The following is a 16,909-nucleotide window of genomic DNA, read 5'->3' as shown; positions in this document are numbered from 1 at the left end:
CAAAAAAGGCCGCATTTAAGCTTGAAAATGAAAACACCTAATTTTGTATATCAAAAAACCAGCAAAGAGAACTTTACTGGTTTTAATTAATATTGTGAAACCTGTCAACCTATTTCAGGACGACTCAGTTTTAGTAAAACTGAAACTTGAAACAAAATTTTAGTCATTCTGATTTCTCATTCCAAATAAATCTCCTTTTTGATAAAGTTCCCAGTCTTCTTTTAGAGCTTTAGCATTTCTCTTCGTTACTTCCGGAGAATCTAAATCACTTAAATCCGGTTTTCCGGCATTTACCCAAGCAGTATACCAGAAACTAGCTGTTGCTGTAATTGCTTTTCGCATTTGACTTTCAACCATTCCATTTAGTTGTTCATGTAGTTTTTTCGCATATTCATCAGAAAAAACAGCTGTATTGTATTTGCTTTTCATCACTTTTCCGTCAGCATCCATTTTAAAAACCTGATTTTCTGGGGTCGCCGTTCTTAGTTTTTTATCGATATCCAATAAAGGCTGTGCTAAACTATGCGTATCATTTATCATATCCCAAATTGCTTTGTGAACATCATCATAATGATGCGCATAAGGAACGTTTAATTTGTAATTCTTTGCAAATAACTCAGGAAGTCTGCTTTCCCAAAGAGAATGAATTCCTTTTTGATCAGTCAATTGTCCGTCATGATTAGCAGAAGTATGTAATGGCATATGTGCATCACCAATATAATGACCTAAATCTGCAGCAAGAAATAAGATCTCTGCTCTGTTTTTATCTTTAAAAGCTTTAGTTAATTTTGCCATCATATCTTCAATATACCAAGGTAAAATTCCATTATCACTTAAGAATTTAGCATCATATTTTTTCTTTGCTTCTTCTAAAGTTGGCGGATAACTATCTGCAGAACCAAAGTTTTCCATATCAAAATAATGTCTTGGTCCCTCCTCTTTATAACTTAAAGCGTATTTACGAATATCCGGTACTGAAGCTTCCTGAGTAATAAAATCGATGTGATTGTAGAAGAACGTCTGAAGTGGATAAGGCAACGCCATTACAGCTGCTTTATTAATTCGTTCATGACCAACAATTCCCCAGGATAAAGTAAAAAAACCAACAATTAAAGCACAGATTGCAATTAGTTTTGGTTTCGATTTGAAGTTTTTCATTTTTGTTTTTTTATTAGAGGGGCAAATTTACCTTATTTATGGATAATTCAAACAATAACACTTCAAGATTATGTAAATTATTTTTTTAGAAATTTTACATCCATTTAAGTAACATAAATTCACACAAAAAAAGATTTTTCTTTCGTAAGTTTGTTAATGGACTAAACCTTACAAACATGCGTTTTACTTTTCTAAATGTAATCTTCTTTCTGTCGGCTATTTGTTTTGCTCAGGAGAATGATATCAAACCAAAAAATGTCAGCGATACCATTCTAAATTCAAAAAGAGTGCTTCGTTTTTCGGATCCTTTTAACGAGGAAAGAATAATGCAGAAATTGTTTCCTGGAAAATTATATCGTCTTGCCAATAAAAATACGTTTGTAAGCTGGATTTGTAAAACATGTAAACCTGCTCCTTTTCTCGATGTAAATGGTGTTGAAGGCGATCAAATGTTTCCTTATACTAATGGCGTTGCCACTAGACTTCTGGCAAATATTGATTATGCTGATTCTAAAGACAATAAATTTAAAATTATTGCTTTTAACCATTCTGTTCATGATGAAGATGGTTTACAAACAGGACGTTTTTCGGGAGGTTTGTTAGGTATTGCCAAATTTGCCAAAAATGGAAAGATTTGGGAAATGAGATCTTTTCAGCCTGCTGTTGCTGCTTTTGGTGCTTTTGCACAATGTCCTACGCCTAAAATTATAGAAATTGGAGAAGACCAATTTGCTTTAACTTTGTCACACATTAATGGTGGTGCCGGCGGTCCTTATGAGGGTTATCTCTATCTTGTAGCAGGTTTTGATGGTAAATACCAAATTATTATGGAAGTACCCTCCTATCATCTAACCAATGTCGCTAGTATAAATTGGTCAGGTTCTTATAAAGTGGTTGATGATGGCACCAAAAAACATTTTAGAGACATTATTGTTATCACCAATGGCACTTTTAATAAAGATGCAAAAGCCGAAGATGAATTTGAAGCACCAATTCCACAGGAAATTGCCGAAATGACTAAAACTAAAACTAAATTTGATTTTGAAATTGAAAGACGTTATTCGTTTAAAGGCAAATCCTATCAAATGGTAGGGAAACCTGTTGTGAAATTTTCAAATGTAAAATAGTTCTAACTCAAATAAAGAATTGACACCAAAGCTAAAGCAGCGATAAATATCCATAAAAAGACACCCTGTAACAAAGGCTTTACTCCTACCGCTTTTAAAGTTGTGAAATTTAGGGTTGCGCCAATTAGAAATAATGTAATTGTTAAGCCAATTTTAGCAATTCCGACAATATGAGAAGCGAAAACATTAATTGAAGGAACATAAGTATTTAAAAGCATTGCAACAATAAACAAACCAATAAAATACGGAACTTTAATTTTCGAATTCTTATTTTTAAAGATAAAAGCTGTCAGTAGAGATATTGGAATAATCCATAAAGCTCTCGCCAGCTTTACTGTTGTGGCTACTTGTAAAGCTTCTGCACCATATTTATTTGCAGCTCCTACAACAGAACTGGTATCGTGAATCGCAATGGCACACCATAAACCAAAATCTTTCTGCGACAAATTTAATTGATGTCCGATAATAGGAAAAACAAATAAGGCAATCGAATTTAGTATAAAAATCACTCCCAAAGCAATTGAAGTCTGATTTTCATTTGATTTGATAACGGGTGCAATAGCTGCAATGGCACTTCCGCCACAAATAGCAGTACCACAAGAAATTAAATGGGATGTTTTTTTCTCTGTTTGCAGCCATTTTCCAAGAAGAAAACCAAAAATTAAAGTACTAAAAATTGAAAGAATAGTAACTGCAAAACCTTCTTTTCCTGCCGAAGCAGCACTGTAAGCATTCATTCCAAATCCTAAACCAACAACTGAAAATTGTAATAGAAATGTTATTGCTTTATGATTGAATTCTACAAATGGATTCCCGAAAATGTTTACCAGCAAAACTCCTAATAAAAGTGCTATTGGAGGAGAAACAATCGAAAATAAACATAAAATGATTACTACAACAAAAAGTGCCTGCTGTAACGAATGATTAATTTCAAATAAATGTACTGTTGTTTGTTGTTTTGCTTTCAAAATAGGATAATTGATAATTACCCTGCAAAGTTCCGTCGATTAAACGAAAAACACCAATCGTAAATTACAATCGACTATAACTTCAAGTTATAATGAGAAGCTAAATTTTGAATAAACAATTCTGATAACGAATCTGATTTTCCGACTAACGTAATAATATAAAAAAATCTTTCAATAGATAGTTTCTCAAGATCTAAAACAATCAATTCTTTGTTTTTCAACTCTTTACTAACAGCATGAATAGACATAAACGCAAAACAATCTGAATTTAGCAAATAAGATTTAATGCTTTCCGTACTTCCTAACTGCATTTCGATTTGTAAATCTGTAAATTTTAAACCCGATTTTTTCAATGCATATTCTATAACTTCAAGTGTTCCGGATCCTCGTTCACGAGTAATGAATTTCATTGATTTTAAGTCGTTTAATAAAATCTCATTTTGTTTTACGAGAGGATTTTTGCTGTTACAGACCAAAACTAGTTCATCTTTTAGAAACGGAATATATTTTATGGATTGATTTTTAGACTGTCCTTCTACAATTCCAATTTCAATTTCTTTATTGATTAAAGCATTTTCAATTTGTTCTGTATTTCCATTCAGCAAATTGACTTTTATATCTTTTTGCTTTTGATGAAAATTAGCCAAAACTGGAGAAATAATATATTGCGAAATAGTAGTACTGGCTCCTAATCTTAATAACCCTTGGCGTTCTTTATTGAAGGAACTCATCTCAAAATCTATTTCACGATAGATATCAAAAATACTTTTGGTATATTTTAAAAGAATTTTGCCAGCTGGAGTCAAAGCGATTTTAGAACCGTTACGTTCAAAAAGTTTTGTTTTATAAGTTTCTTCCAGTTCCTGAATATGTTTCGAAACTGCCGGCTGTGTTATATATAATTCTGTTGCTGCTTTAGTAAAATTAAGGCGGAGTGCGACGGTGTAGAAAACTTTAAGCCTGAAATCCATAATCATAAATTTTTAATTCTTAATCCACTTTCCTCCGTAATGCGTTTTTGCAATAAATAATTTAAAAATTTATAACAAAAGCTCAGGTCGATACTCAAAATGCATTGTGTCATAATGTTTCCAATTTCCTCCCCAAATAAAGCCGTATTTTTCAAAAATTGAAACTAGTTTGAAGGGAATTTGATTTCTATACGAAAGAGTAGCTTCTTCATTTTTACATTTACAATCCCATTGCCAATAATTAGAATTTTTGACATTAATATCTATAGTCATTCCATAACTATGCATACTCAATCGGTTTGTTCCTGAAATTTTTCTCCAACTAAATGTACCCCCAATACCAGTAATGTATTTTTTAAATTCTGGATTATTATCTAATTCTGCCGAGAGTTTTTTAACTATCTTATCAATTCCATTTACGGTTGTTACCTTTATTTTCTGATTGACTAATTTCGGGCACCAAATAATTTCAGTCATTTTTGATTCAACTTCTGATTTTGAATTTCCGTAAATTTTCTTAAAAAAAGCTTCATTTCGAATCCTTCCTGCGTCTTCCTTTGGAATTAAATTCTTATCTGCTCTCTTATAAACAAACTTAAATTGATCCTCAATATCAGGATTATCTAATAATTCTTGATTCGTTTTATTTTTAAAATCATCATAAATTAAATTTGATTTATCACTAAAAATAATTTTATTGTCTTTATAACCAACAATTTGATCTGGATATGCTTTAATCAATTTTTGAACATTCAATGGGATTTCTTGAGAAAAAGCATTTTGAAATATAAGGACTAAAAAAAAGAATCGTTTCATTTAAAAACGTTTTAATTGTGAGGTACTAAAAGTCCATTCGGGAGTTTTAAGAGAAGTTCCAAAATCGACAGGGTACCAAGGACTCAACGAACTATTATTCGGATTTTTCAGTATTTGAATTTCCTGTGCTGGCATATAGCTTTGTGCTAAAAGCATAATTTTTTGATTGTTTTTTGGATTCACAGCTATATCAACTACAATAACAGCGTGACCTGGAAAGCCTCCTTTTATAAAAACATCCCCAATTTTTATGTCTGAAACATTAATCGGTTTTAGTTCTTTTTCTAACGAAGCCGTTCCTGCATACATAAAAACCGTCTCTAAGTATTTCCAATAAGTGTCATAACTGTCAGATGGTTTTGCAGTTTTAACCCAACTCGTTTTGTTGCCTTTAACTGCAATTCTGTAACCTGCAGCCCATTTACTAAAATCAACTCGAAAACCATTTGTAAAATTAAAATGTATTTTATCGTACTGTTTTTGGCTATAAAAATAATCCGCTCGTAAACGCATCACGGCATCAGCACATTGATGCAAATCCTGTTTTCCAATGGGTAAATCCACAACCGCATCATAAACGTTTCGATTTGGTTTTATAGTTCCGTCAAAATACAAAACATTTGAACCCGATGGTTTTAATGGAAGATTTCGTAGAAAAAAATCAAACGAAGTTTTAGATTCCTCTTCTCTAACAAACCCCTGAGGTGGTTCAAAACGTTGTTGAATCGTATTTCCCAAAAGATTGTGATTGTTGGTACTATTTGTCTTTGAAAATGAAAAAAAACAAAGAATTACCATCAAAATTGTTACGATAAAAAAGAATTTAACTTTCATAATTTTAGACTTTTAATTTACAACCACAAGATTACAACATGCTAGAAGGAATTCGATTATATTTTATCACAACAAACCATTATACTTTCTAACAAACCATTCCGTAGTCAACAAAACAGCTATCAAAATCAACAGCCAAACCCAATCAATAATTGGAGTTTTACTGGAAACATTCTTTTCAATTGATTTGTATTCTTTATTTTCTAAAAGTGTGTTTATCAAATTATCGGCCTGATCTTCAAAGAAGGCTTTTCCGCCCGTTTGTTGTGCCAATTGTTGCAATTTTAAAACATCAGGATTTACAAATTGCTTTTCAATATCAAAATCTAAAATTTCAAAATGACTTGCGTACGAAGTATTTGAATTTAATTCTTTTACTGTAAAATTATATTTTCCCGCTGGAAGTCCTTCTAAATTAGCAGAAAACGAATTACTTCCTTTTAACAAATCGTAATTCTTAGTTTGTTTTGTCGTAGCATTTACAACACTGATTGTAAGTCTGGCTTTTTCATCAAACTCATAGTTTTTATTGAAATACTGCGCATTGATAATGATTTCTTCTCCGGAATTGTAAAAACTTTCATGTGTTACAACTAAAGATTTCTTTGAAGCTGATGAAGCTAAATACTGAATGATTTTATCGATAAAAACATCATATTTTTCAAAAGACTGATTGTCTACATGACTTTGAAGACGCCATTTCCAGCTGTTTTCACCTAAAAGAAATGCAGTTCTTTTTCCTTGATTTTCGGCGAAAGCCAATAATGGCGCATTGGTGGAAACATTTCTAATCTTTGAAGAAAGTAAAACCGATACATTTCCGTTGGTGCTGATATTTCCGAAAGGATTCTGCAAAGGCGGAAAATTTTCAAAACCTATATTATCAATGGCAAAAAGATTAAAATCAGACTGAAATTCAGAAAGAAAATCTTCACGCTGATTACTCATTTTAAAAATCAGATTATTTTGCTGCTGATTCAGAAAATTAAAATCGGTATTGTTTCCTGTTATAATCAAGGTATTTCTTCCTGCTAATTTATTATTGTCAAAAATTGCTTTAAAAGCAGCCGTTGGCTGATACAAAACCAGAACAGAAACATCTTGTAAATCATTAATCTGATTTGGTTTAACCAAAATTACTTTACGTTGCGCATTAACTTCAATGGAACGTTTTAAAGCAGCAATATCTGGATGATTTATAGCTGAAACTATTGCAATAGTCGACTTCTGGTCAATTATTTCGACAGCAAAATTCTTAATATTATTATAGCTGTTTTTTTCTTTTGCAGCAGATTGAATACTTGCTTTGTAAATTTGTAAACCTACTTTATCTGCTGGCAAAAGCAAATTGAGAGAGGCTGTTTTTTTTGAGGCTGAAAAAGAGAGTTTCTCTTTAGCTACAATTGTATTTCCCTGCAAAATGGTAAATTCAGCATTTACAGCTTTTGTGCCTGCATACTGAAGAAAAACTTCTACTGGAAATTTATTTTTATGAAAAGCGTATTTATTGACGTTAAGCTGATTGATTTTTAAATCAAAAAAAGTAGTTGTATCTCCCACAACCAAAGGATAAACTTTATTGACAGGGTCGAATCTATAAACATAGTCGTTTCCTGTAGTCTGATTTCCGTCTGTAATAATTACAGTTGGAAAAATCAGATTTTTGTTGATGCTTTTTAAATTCTTTGCAGCTTCATCTAGATTTGTTTGATTTCCTTTAAAATCAAATTTGTCTGAAGTTTTAAAATCGTTGTCAAACTGATAGGACTGAATCTCGAATTTTTCTCTTAAGGCCGGATTTGAAACCAGTTTTTGATATAATTCTAGCGCTTTTTTATCTGATTTTAAAGCCGTAATCGAACTCGAATTATCTACAACAATTGCTAAAGGTGTTTTAGTAATTTCAAGTGAATTTTTCGAAATTATTGGATTAATCAATAAAACCAACAATCCGAAAATGGCTAAGAAACGTAAAAAAGCCAAAAGTATAATCACATTGGATTTACTTTTGGCTTTGAAAAAATATTGAAAATACGATAAACCACCAGCAATTACTAAAGAAAGCAATAATAAAAGAATCGTGTTTGTCGTCATATTTAATTTGGGTTTATAGTTTTTAGTTTATGGTTGTAGAACAATAAACAACAAACCATAAATAATTAACGTATTAGGTAAGCATTCCTCCGCAAACATTAAGGACTTGGCCAGTAATGTAAGCACTCATATCAGAAGCTAAGAAAAGACAAGCGTTTGCAACATCTTCTGTAGTTCCTCCACGTTTTAAAGGAATACCTTCTCTCCAACCTTTAACAACCTCTTCAGATAGTTTTGCAGTCATTTCAGTTTCAATAAATCCCGGAGCAATTGCATTGCAACGAATGTTACGGGAGCCTAATTCTAATGCTACAGATTTAGTAAAACCAATTGCACCTGCTTTAGACGCTGCGTAGTTTGTTTGTCCGGCATTTCCAGAAACTCCAACTACAGAACTAATGTTAATAATTGAACCCGCTCTTTGTTTTAAAAATGTTTTCTGAATCGCTTTTGTCATATTAAAAACCGATTTCAAGTTTACATCAATTACCTGATCGAAATCTGCTTCAGACATACGCATTAACAAATTATCTTTTGTAATTCCGGCATTGTTGATTAAGATATCTACAGTTCCAAAATCCGCTAAAACAGCATCAACAAAAGTTTGCGCTTCATTAAAATCTGCTGCGTTTGACTGATAACCTTTTGCTTTAACTCCTAAAGCATTTAATTCTGCTTCCAGCGCTTCTGCAGAAGCTGCAGATGAACTGTATGTAAAAGCCACGTTAGCTCCATGTTTAGCAAAAACTTCAGCAATTCCCTTTCCGATTCCACGGCTTGCACCAGTAATAATTGCAACTTTTCCTTCTAGTAATTTCATATTAAGGTATTCGTTTTTATTTTTTGAAATACAAATATAGAGTATTTGGGCGTTTAATAAAATTTGTCGTATAAAAAATGGTTTAGAATTTCTGTTTATTTATAAAAACAAAAAACAGCTCAATAAATGAGCTGTCTTTCCCAAAATAAAAAAATAAAACTAAAATTCTTATAGATGATTTTGCTTTGTGATGACAAAAAATAGTATAAGAACTACAGCCATAATCATCATTCTGTTTATTGAATTATATAGATCTTTTGTTCCCTCAATCTTATCTTTTTTTCTTTTTTTTATCAGATCCCAAATCATAAAAGGAATTATAACTGCGATTGATAAATAAAGATAAGACCTTACATAATCTCTAAAAAATTCAGAAATTAAAATAAGAACAATTCCCCATAAAAAAATTATAACATTAAATATCGTAATATGTTTTTTCATACTAAATCAATTCTTTAAAGATTAACTAAGACTTGTATTTTCTTATATTCTTTTTATAAAAGCAGTCCGCTAATCCGGACTGCTTTTAACCAAAATTAAAACAGAACTAAATTCTTATAATTGGTAAGCTGTCATTCTAAAACTGCTAGCTGCGCTTGTAAGAGTGTAAATAGGATTACTGTAAGTAATTCTAAAGCTTTCTTTTTTAATATAGAAACCTTTTGAATTAACTAATTCATTATCTATGTCTTTTAAGAAATTATAGTTTGCTGCTGTTGTATTCCATCCATCATCTTTTAAAATTATAGTTTTGTTCACTGCATCTTCCTGAGTAGTTAACCAATGAACAATTGTGGCTTTTCCTCCATTAAACTGGTACTGAATGTAAGTTCCATTTGGCACGTTATTAAATACAACCTGAACTCTGGCAATAGACTGTGTTGCAGGCAACGTAGCATTTACTTTATTAATCAAGTATCTAAAATAATCCGAAGTCGTTGGAGCTGTATATAAATTAGCTGCTATATACCCCACCACTACTTGCGGATTTCCTTTTCCACTTAATAAAAGCTTGTAATCATCTGTGATAGCAGGCGGTGTATTAGTATATTTGATAGTTGCTTTTACTCCATTTGTTCCAGTTGCAACAAAACTATTAGTTGCACTATCAAAAATAAAATTAGTAAGCTTTTGATCTTTTACAGTAACTGGCAATTTCGAAACAATCCCTGTAGGTGTGAATGCAAATGCCAAATCATAAGCTTCCTGACTACCTGGTTCCAGAGAGTATGCTGTTCCAAAACGAGCATTCGTATTATAATCAAATTCAAACTGATGTGTTGCCGTTCCATCATTTGTTTCCATTAATCTGAACAAAGGACTAAACATATCACCATTTAAACTACTAATAGTTGCTTTGTTCTTTGTAAGATCTGTCCAATCCTGAGCAGTAGCTTTTACAAAACGCAGAAAATGCCCATTTCTATTAGTTCTAAAAATAATTTCTCCATTTTTTTCTCCATAATAGTAAAACTGGAAATCTCCTAAATATCCTTTTGCCAAAAGAGCTGCCGTTGGTGAATTTCCTGCATCAGACAAAAGGTGTATTCTGTTTTGTGTTGTAAAAACTAAACTTACTGTACTTCCCATCTGCATTTCGTACTGACTTCTGTAAATACCCGTATCTGTATTTGTACCTATTGTAAAATCTGAAGCCATATCTACTTCTCCTTTAGGTAGAAATTTAAATAGATGAGTCCATCCTCCCAATTGTGTACTATCTGTATAATAAACGGCTTTCCATCCATCCGCAGATGAAAGCAAAAGATCATTCAATTCTTTTTTACGGCCGCTTAATCTTTCGGTTGCGTTTTCATCAAATTTAACATCAACCTCTGTGCTTGTACATGATCCTAAAAGCAAAGCCCCAAAAGAAATCATTAAGTACTTGTATATTTTTTTTACTTTCATAATATCTATTTTTAGAAAAATTATTACTCTTAATTATTTATTACAAAATCTGTATTTTTTTGAGCTTCATCTCTTAAAGCATAAAAATCAATATTGTAAGCGTCTTTGTAATATTTAACTACAAGTGCTTCTTTTGCTTTTAAGTTTGCTTTTGCTGTGGCATCTGTTACACCGGCTAAGATGGCATCATATTCTGCTTTTGAGCTTGTTAGAATGGTAGCAGCTGTTTCAGCAAAATCTTCATAGATACTTAATCTGGCATAACTTGTAATAAAACCCAAGTTTCTGGAAGTAGCAATTGCCGCAGTATACCAGCTAGTTGTATAGCCTGATGGTGTTATTTTTGCCCATGCCTGCTCATCAAAAGGTTTTGTTTGATTTAAAATATGAACGTATTCATGCTGAATAGTATGAATAAACTGTGTCACGTTTGCTCTGTTTTTCTTGTTAAGATTATCTACTTGAAAAAGAGTAATTTTCTGACCTGCTTCAGCAAGTCCTAATGTTACTGTACCATTAGTATTTAAGTTTACCCCTCCAACAAGTACAAACTCTCTGGGAGCAATCTTTTTAACAAAATCAGCCCCACCGATAGTAGTATAACTATCAATCCAGATTTTCTTAACCACTTGCATAGCCGGCTGCACTTTATTTCCTTGTGGTGGATATAAATACTTATTATTATCTACCAAATTCTGATTCCATAAATAATAAACATGAATATTATAAGGATCTAAAAAACTAGAGTCCAGCCATTTATCTAGATCCGTTTTATTTGGTACTGAAAAATCTAACCAGCTTTCTTTCGGCTGATCCTCATGGGCACAAGAAGATAAAAGTAATACTCCTGAAATTAATGCCGCTTTATATATTTTTGCTATTTTCATAATACTTTCTAATTAAAATTACCTAGGATTTTTCTCAATACCATTACTTGAAGCTCTTAATGGAATTTGCAATGCTCTACGTTTATCATCTTTTTCCAAAACATTGTGTCGAACCACTTTACCAAATTCCAGAGTGTTATGTTCTACTACCAGATTAAAACGTTTAATATCAAACCATCTTAGTCCTTCTCTCATAAAGTCTCTTCTTCTCGCTTCGGAAATTGCTTTGATGTAAGAAGTCTGAAGCTCACTTAGTGGGTAAAAAGGAGTGAATTCATTTGCTACAACTGGATATTTTGTAGTCACTCTTGTTTGATCTAAAATGTCTGTTGCAGGATTATAGCCGGAAGTTCTGGTACCTAAAAAGTATCCTAATTCAGTGTTTACTTCTGCAAATCTATTTTTCATTACAAGTGCTTCAATACGATTTAGATACATTTCATCATTACTAAATAATACTGTTGAAGTGTAAGCTTCTCCAATACCTGCCGTAGCATTAGTTACTTTAAAATATTCATAAAGTTTATGAATAAAAACGTTTGAACCTCCATAGTAATACCCATCAGCTCTAATTAAACTTTGCTTACCCCACATGTTGGTTTGTGGACCTAACAATTCATCAGCTTTTTGTGATGGAAAAGCAAACCTGTAAGATGCAGCTCTTCTTGCTGTAGAATTAGGATAACTTACCAATAAATTAGTTTCTTGTTCTACCCTAGAATACTCTATTGGCATTTGAGCAAAAACAGCGCTACTAAAAGCAACATAATTTCTAATTTTATCTGTCTTAGAACCAAGTCCTTCAGAATATTCCAGTACTTTATCCCAATCTCCTTTTATCAAATAAAAACGACAAGCAAAAGCTTTAGTTGCATTTACGTTAAAATGATACTTAGGTTCCTTATAATTATTCGTAACATATTTCAATCCTTCCAAAAGATCTTTTTCTGCTAAATCAAAAACTTCTTTAACACTATTTCGTTTATATTGTCCTAATAAAGCAGTTTCAGGCTCTGTAACATAAGGCACTCCTAAGTCTGTTGCAGCTGTTGCAGGATTGTAACGATTTGAAAAAAAAGAAACCAACATAAAATGGTTATAAGCTCTTGCAATTAAGGCTTCCCCTTTTTGAGGATTTAAACTAGAAGGGTTTCCTAGCTTTTCAATTGAAAGTAAGGCTTGATTTGCAGCAGCTATTGCCTCATAAGATCCAGTCCAAAATCCATTCTCAGTATCTTTATCTATCTGAGTCTGCATTTCCCAGTTAAAACTCTGTTCATTACTTATATTAGCATTTGTTTTAACTTCTGTATCAAAAATATTATCTGACATTGTTTCAGCAATTTCAAAATAAGTGGTCATAGGATAAGCTGTAACCAATAATTCTGAAATTTTTTCAGGAGTATCTATTTGTGTTCTGTTATCTGGTATTTCTGAAAGAAAATCATCGCAACTACTAATACTAACAAGTAATAATAATGATAATGTTATTTTTATATTTTTCATAGTCAATTTTATTGTTAAAATGAAAGGTTAATTGCAAAAGTATATTGTGCTGTAATCGGGAAAGCTACCCCTCCTGTATTACGGAACTCAGGATCCTGACCATGTAAATTTTTATCTGAATAAATTAACCATGGATTAACCGCTGAACCTTTTAAATTAAAAGTACTTAGTCCTAACTTTCTCTTAAAATCACTTGGAAACTCCCAGCCAAGAGAAATGTTTTTTAATCTTACAAAATCACCACTGGCAATTCTAACATCAGAAAAATTGTATGTGTTATAAGCAATCTGTAGATTATTATCACCAATATTTCTATTCATCAATTGATCAGCAATAACAGGAACATTAGTGTAATTTTCATCACCTGGATTTATCCATCTGTTAGCAAATTCTTTTGTAAAAACAGTCAGATCAGTATACTTGTTACTGTATATTGGGTTTAATCGTACTTTATTTCCTCCAGATCCTACAATAAATACATAAAGAGACCAGCTTTTGTAAGTAAAAGTATTAGCAAGACCAATTGATTTATTTGGCTCAACCGATCCTTCGTATTTTAAATATTTTGTAACATCATTAGTATCCTGAAAGTCAGCATCTGTAATGTTACTTTCAGCACCATCTTGTAATTTAAACGTTGGCAATCCTTGATTATTTAACCCTGTAAACTGATATGAATACAATGAGTTTCTAGGATGTCCAACGGTATTCCCTCCATTCCCGGCTATTAAATCGAATGCCGAAGGTCTGTTAGCTAGTTTTGTAATTTTTTGATCGTAAATAGAGAAATTTAATGTCGTAGACCATTTAAAATCAGGTGTAACGATATTTTGAGTTGTAAAACCAACCTCAATACCTTTTGTTTCCATGTCAGCATTGTTACCCATTTTTACAGCCTGTCCTCCAACTCCTGATGTAATAACATAATCAATCAAATCAAAGGCTTTACGTCTATAAACATCAGTTGTAAACTGTACTCTGTTTCTAAACATTCCTAAATCAACACCAATGTTCGTTTCAAATTGTTTTTCCCAAGTTAGATCCTGGTTTTGTAAATCCTGAATACGTATTGCATTTTCTCTATCTGTTGTTGCGAAACGATCTGTAATATAACTTTTATAAATCGCTAAAGAGTTAGTTGCCGGACCTGCAGTTGCAGTTAAACCATAAGATGCTCTAAGTGCTAAATTGTTTACAGATTCTACATCTTTCATGAATTTTTCTTCTTTGATGTTCCATTTTCCACTCACTGTGTATGTTGGTAACCATCTTGAAGAACCTGTATCTCCTTGTCTGTTAGAACCATCATAACGTCCTGTAACAGATGCTGTATAACGGCGATCGTATGTATAACCAACTTTTCCGAAGAAACCAACAGTGCGTTCTCTCTCTGCACCAAAATCATAATAAGTATTTCCTTCGTTAACCATTTTTTCAATCAACTTAGGATCAATAAAAGCACTAAGACCTTTTTCGTATTGTAAACCTGCTGCTGTAAAATTGTCATTGTTTCTATCTACAGATCTAAACTCTGTACCAAAAAAACCTTCCAATTCATGTTTTTCATTAAATGTATTTCTATACGTTACGCTATTTCTAACATTATATGAAGTCATATCGTTAGTATATTTTCTTAAGAAACCTCCATTTGGTAATACTGAAATTTTAGGAGCAGTTAAGTCATTTGGATTCTGATATAAGAAAACGTTGGCAGTTTGAATCTGTGTATTTGGATTGTCTCCCACCCCGGCATTATAAGCTCCTACAACATTTGAACCTTCATAGATTTTATGCTCTCTAGATGTAGTAGCATAACGAGCTGAACCTGTAAAATTATAAGTTAAATTTTTATTGATTTTATATTCTAAATCACCCTGAAAACGAATGTCTTTAACTTTTATTCCAAGTTTATTATTATTCAACTCGTTAATAATATTCATTGGCGCCCAGTTGTTTTGATAGTATTCCAAATTTCCATTTTCATCATAAGGTCTCAATGTTCTGCTTGTACTCAAAACATAATTGAAAGGATTGATGTCAAAATCTCTGGTAACTTTTCCAAACACAACATCATTTTTACTTTCATAAGTACCAGGAGCTTCCTGATCACGAGCAGAAGCAAGTGTTGACAAAGTAATATTCAATCTGTCATTGATGTAGAATGTCCCTTTTAAGTTTGATGATAATTGTTTTACATTATCCGCTATAGTCCATCCCGGATCTGTATAATATCCTAAAGAGCCATAAAAAGTATTGTTCTTTCCTCCACCTGAAAAACTTAATGAGTGATTTTGAGTGATAGCAGGTCTGAATAATACCTTGAACCAATCTGTATTAGCTAATTCGTATTTTTTCAAGAATTCATTTACATAAGGCTGATCGTTTTTTACGCCATACAAACCATTTGAGGATTCGTAAAGATTAACCTGTTTTGCTAAAATCCCATAAACACCACTAAATCTAGATGTTAGCGATGAGCTTTGGGTTAAATATCCTTTTTCTCTCATCTCTTGGAAAACACTCATTGATTCCTGAGAGTTCAAAACATCATACTGTGTATAACTTGGTACAGCTCTCACTGTATTTTCAAGAGAGTAAGTAATTTTTAAAGGAGCATCTCTACGACCTTGTTTAGTTGTAACAACTACAACTCCGTTTAACGATCTGGAACCATAGATAGAAGTAGCCGATGCATCTTTCAGAATTTCAATGCTCTGAATATCATTTGCATTCAATCCTGCCACAGCAGAACTTAATAAAGTTGCAGAGTTTCCAGAAGCTAAATCAGCAAAAGTTACATTGATGATATCTTCCTGAACAACACCATCAATAACCCATAAAGGTTTTGTATCTCCAAAGATTGAAGAAGAACCTCGAACTGTAATTTTAGGCGTAGAACCAAAAGATCCGGTAACGTTTTGAACTGTTACCCCGGCAGCTTTACCTTCAATCATTCTACTAACATCTACAACACCATCTACTTTTAATTCAGCACCAGAAATTTTACTGATTGCTCCAGTAAATGTTCTTTTAGAAGTTTTTTCGTATCCAGTTGTAATTACAACCTCTTTAAGGTTTTGACCTGCTTCAGTTAAAACGATTGTAGGTGTAGTATTTTCAATACCAATTTCTTTAGTTTCCATACCTACGTATGAAATAACTAAGCGATTTACATTAGCAGGAACCTCGATAACGAAATTTCCGTCAAAATCTGTTAAAACAGCATTTTTAGTCCCTTTAGCCATAACAGTAGCTCCTGGAAGAGGACTTCCTGTCTGATCTGTTACTTTTCCTTTAATAATTGGTCCAAAAGTCAAAAGCTCAAACAATGAATCGTGATTGTTTGTATTAGAAAATGAACTAACTGCACTTTTTTGAAGCACAATTTGATTGCTTACTTCAGAAAATGTAATATTAAATGGCACCAATATTCTGCTTAGAATACTAGACAAAGTTTCCTGATTAGCTTCTATACTTACTTTCTGCGCAAGTTGAGGAAGCCTGGAATTATACGAGAATTTTACATGAGCAGATTTTTCAATCTTAGATAAAGCATTGTCTAAAGTTAAATTTTCGACTGTAATTGTAACTTTAGTATCTAATTTTTTCTGCCCATTTACATTATTTGCGAAAGTCACACTTGAAAATATAAGTGCTAACACAAATTGAAACAGCGTTATTTTCATGATTTGGTGAAGTAATCGTTGCTTGACAACAGGTTTTTTCATAATTTTGGTTTGTTTTGATTAATACTATTCGAGTGTATTTTAAGAAACATCATAAATTACTCTTTACAGAGAGTGATTTACTAAATTTA

Annotated in this window: 12 protein-coding genes; 1 reads left to right on the top strand and 11 read right to left on the bottom strand. The window is 32.2% G+C overall.

Going from position 1 to position 16,909, the window contains the following annotated elements:
* Window positions 1-159: 159 nt before the first annotated feature.
* Window positions 160-1,158: a zinc dependent phospholipase C family protein gene (locus ACFS3A_RS10345; protein WP_379825330.1), complete on the bottom strand. Its 999-nt coding sequence runs from the start codon at window positions 1,156-1,158 to the stop codon at window positions 160-162.
* Between the two features lie 176 nt (window positions 1,159-1,334).
* Between ACFS3A_RS10345 and ACFS3A_RS10340 the strand changes: the two genes are divergently transcribed.
* The gene (locus ACFS3A_RS10340; RefSeq protein ID WP_379825329.1) at window positions 1,335-2,285 is read left to right on the top strand and encodes a hypothetical protein; all 951 of its coding nucleotides are present in this window, start codon (window positions 1,335-1,337) and stop codon (window positions 2,283-2,285) included.
* A gap of 2 nt (window positions 2,286-2,287) precedes the next feature.
* Here the strand turns inward: ACFS3A_RS10340 and ACFS3A_RS10335 are convergent, their stop codons facing one another.
* The 10 genes from ACFS3A_RS10335 to ACFS3A_RS10290 all read right to left on the bottom strand — a co-directional run bounded on the left by ACFS3A_RS10335 (window position 2,288) and on the right by ACFS3A_RS10290 (window position 16,820).
* Entirely contained in the window at window positions 2,288-3,253 is a 966-nt protein-coding gene (locus tag ACFS3A_RS10335) for a YeiH family protein (RefSeq protein ID WP_379825328.1), read from the bottom strand.
* A gap of 74 nt (window positions 3,254-3,327) precedes the next feature.
* Window positions 3,328-4,224, bottom strand: a complete 897-nt coding sequence (locus ACFS3A_RS10330; RefSeq protein ID WP_379825327.1) for a LysR family transcriptional regulator — start codon at window positions 4,222-4,224, stop codon at window positions 3,328-3,330.
* 69 nt (window positions 4,225-4,293) lie between these two features.
* On the bottom strand, window positions 4,294-5,040 hold the full coding sequence (locus tag ACFS3A_RS10325) for a M15 family metallopeptidase (protein ID WP_379825326.1): 747 nt from the start codon (window positions 5,038-5,040) through the stop codon (window positions 4,294-4,296).
* A complete protein-coding gene (locus ACFS3A_RS10320) occupies window positions 5,041-5,874 on the bottom strand; it encodes a DUF4846 domain-containing protein (protein ID WP_379825325.1) in 834 nt (277 codons plus the stop codon).
* A 66-nt stretch (window positions 5,875-5,940) separates the two neighbouring features.
* Window positions 5,941-7,968: a hypothetical protein gene (locus ACFS3A_RS10315; RefSeq protein ID WP_379825324.1), complete on the bottom strand. Its 2,028-nt coding sequence runs from the start codon at window positions 7,966-7,968 to the stop codon at window positions 5,941-5,943.
* A gap of 73 nt (window positions 7,969-8,041) precedes the next feature.
* Window positions 8,042-8,788, bottom strand: coding sequence for a 3-oxoacyl-[acyl-carrier-protein] reductase (gene fabG / locus ACFS3A_RS10310; protein ID WP_379825323.1), 747 nt, complete (start codon window positions 8,786-8,788; stop codon window positions 8,042-8,044).
* Window positions 8,789-9,343: 555 nt separating this feature from the next.
* Window positions 9,344-10,699 (bottom strand): DUF4302 domain-containing protein, encoded by a 1,356-nt coding sequence (locus ACFS3A_RS10305; RefSeq protein WP_379825322.1) that lies wholly within the window; start codon window positions 10,697-10,699, stop codon window positions 9,344-9,346.
* 29 nt (window positions 10,700-10,728) lie between these two features.
* A complete protein-coding gene (locus ACFS3A_RS10300) occupies window positions 10,729-11,586 on the bottom strand; it encodes a zinc-binding metallopeptidase (RefSeq protein WP_379825321.1) in 858 nt (285 codons plus the stop codon).
* An 18-nt stretch (window positions 11,587-11,604) separates the two neighbouring features.
* Window positions 11,605-13,092, bottom strand: coding sequence for a RagB/SusD family nutrient uptake outer membrane protein (locus ACFS3A_RS10295; protein WP_379825320.1), 1,488 nt, complete (start codon window positions 13,090-13,092; stop codon window positions 11,605-11,607).
* A gap of 14 nt (window positions 13,093-13,106) precedes the next feature.
* Window positions 13,107-16,820 carry a SusC/RagA family TonB-linked outer membrane protein gene (locus tag ACFS3A_RS10290; RefSeq protein WP_379825319.1) on the bottom strand — a complete coding sequence of 1,238 codons (3,714 nt, stop codon included), beginning with the start codon at window positions 16,818-16,820 and terminating at the stop codon, window positions 13,107-13,109.
* Between the last annotated feature and the right edge of the window lie 89 nt (window positions 16,821-16,909).

It is taken from the genome of Flavobacterium notoginsengisoli, assembly GCF_042686225.1.
In the GTDB taxonomy this organism is placed as follows: domain Bacteria; phylum Bacteroidota; class Bacteroidia; order Flavobacteriales; family Flavobacteriaceae; genus Flavobacterium; species Flavobacterium notoginsengisoli.
Note: the sequence above shows the minus strand (reverse complement) of the source record. Positions and strands in the feature narration are given on the sequence as shown.

Bases quoted from the DNA above. Each gene is read 5' to 3' on its own strand.
- ACFS3A_RS10340 (WP_379825329.1), top strand. From the start codon at position 1,335: ATGCGTTTTACTTTTCTAAATGTAATCTTCTTTCTGTCGGCTATTTGT.
- ACFS3A_RS10300 (WP_379825321.1), bottom strand. From the start codon at position 11,586: ATGAAAATAGCAAAAATATATAAAGCGGCATTAATTTCAGGAGTATTA.
- ACFS3A_RS10330 (WP_379825327.1), bottom strand. From the start codon at position 4,224: ATGGATTTCAGGCTTAAAGTTTTCTACACCGTCGCACTCCGCCTTAAT.
- fabG (WP_379825323.1), bottom strand. From the start codon at position 8,788: ATGAAATTACTAGAAGGAAAAGTTGCAATTATTACTGGTGCAAGCCGT.
- ACFS3A_RS10315 (WP_379825324.1), bottom strand. From the start codon at position 7,968: ATGACGACAAACACGATTCTTTTATTATTGCTTTCTTTAGTAATTGCT.
- ACFS3A_RS10305 (WP_379825322.1), bottom strand. From the start codon at position 10,699: ATGAAAGTAAAAAAAATATACAAGTACTTAATGATTTCTTTTGGGGCT.
- ACFS3A_RS10320 (WP_379825325.1), bottom strand. From the start codon at position 5,874: ATGAAAGTTAAATTCTTTTTTATCGTAACAATTTTGATGGTAATTCTT.
- ACFS3A_RS10290 (WP_379825319.1), bottom strand. From the start codon at position 16,820: ATGAAAAAACCTGTTGTCAAGCAACGATTACTTCACCAAATCATGAAA.
- ACFS3A_RS10345 (WP_379825330.1), bottom strand. From the start codon at position 1,158: ATGAAAAACTTCAAATCGAAACCAAAACTAATTGCAATCTGTGCTTTA.
- ACFS3A_RS10295 (WP_379825320.1), bottom strand. From the start codon at position 13,092: ATGAAAAATATAAAAATAACATTATCATTATTATTACTTGTTAGTATT.
- ACFS3A_RS10325 (WP_379825326.1), bottom strand. From the start codon at position 5,040: ATGAAACGATTCTTTTTTTTAGTCCTTATATTTCAAAATGCTTTTTCT.